This is a genomic window from Allobosea sp. GW821-FHT10B12, assembly GCF_059415545.1.
Genome location: NZ_JBWKNL010000026.1, coordinates 1 through 606, shown reverse-complemented (window position 1 = coordinate 606; position 606 = coordinate 1). Strand labels below are relative to the sequence as shown.

Annotated in this window: 1 protein-coding gene; it reads right to left on the bottom strand. The window is 72.8% G+C overall.

The genetic code is table 11. The annotated features are described in order from the left end of the window. On the bottom strand, nt 1-606 hold a 606-nt coding region (locus tag AC07O0_RS30305; RefSeq protein ID WP_494628561.1), incomplete at both ends, for an autotransporter outer membrane beta-barrel domain-containing protein.

The following is a 606-nucleotide window of genomic DNA, read 5'->3' as shown; positions in this document are numbered from 1 at the left end:
GCGCAGGCTGCCGAAGCGGGCGCCGGCATAGAGCGCGGCATGGCCGCTTTCGAGCTTGCCGGAGGAGAGCCGGGCATCGAGATCGAAGCGCGACTGGCTGTAGCCACCGGCGACGCCGACCTTCAGCGAGGAACCGGGCGCATCGTAGAGCATCAGGTCGGCGCCGAGCAGGGCGCCGCCGCTGCGGCGGGAGAGGCTTGCGGCATTGCCGTCGGCATCGCTGGTGCCGGCGCTGCCGAAAGCCTCGCCCCAGAGCGTGTAGCGCGGCTGCGGCACCGGAGCCACCATCGTGACCGCGCCCTTGCGGCCCGGCAGGTCGGCGCTGAACGCGGCCGCGACCTGCCCGGGCGCCTGCGTCAGCAGCGGCCCGCGCAGACGCGAGAGGATGCTCTCGCGCACCAGCCGGCTCTCGTCGATCATCACGTTGACCGCCTGGGCATGGGCCTCGCCCGAGAGCAGGTCGAAGCCGGCTCTAGCCTCGGCCGCCGTGGCCGAGATCAGCGCGTCATAGACCGGGTTGCCGGCGCCCAGCGCCTCGGCCGCATTGGCGATGAAGCCCTGGTTGCGGGTCTGGGCGATGTAATTGCCGCCCGTGCCGCCGGAGCC